The 364-nt window shown below is 67.0% G+C and carries 1 protein-coding gene; it reads right to left on the reverse strand.

Features of this window, described 5'->3' with window-relative positions; all coding sequences use genetic code 11:
• The coding region (locus tag APY03_RS07095) for a transposase (RefSeq protein WP_157103386.1) at positions 1 to 364 on the reverse strand (364 nt) is incomplete at both ends.

Raw genomic sequence — 364 nt, forward strand, 5'->3', positions numbered from 1 at the left:
TGGCCAGCCCGAACAGGCTGAACAGCTGCGCCTCGTTCTTGGCCAGTCCCTTGTAGCGGGTCTTGCGGTGACGAAACAGGTTCTTGATCACGTGGAACGGGTGCTCGACCTTGGCCCGGATGCTCGCCTTCAGTTGCTCGGCCTTCTCAAGCAGGCGCGCCCACTTGCGCTTCGGGTCCAGTTGCCGGCGCTTGCCCGGCTGCATCGCCACATGCCACTGCGGGCCCTGCGCTTCTTCGCGTTTGTCCACGCCCCGGTACCCCGCATCGCCGAAAGCCACCGTCTCCTCGCCGTGCAGCAGCGCGCCGGCTTGCGTCACGTCGTTGACGTTGGCCGCCGTGCCCACCACCGTGTGCACGAGGCC

The organism is Variovorax sp. WDL1, from assembly GCF_001541225.1.
Taxonomy (GTDB): Bacteria; Pseudomonadota; Gammaproteobacteria; order Burkholderiales; family Burkholderiaceae_C; genus Variovorax.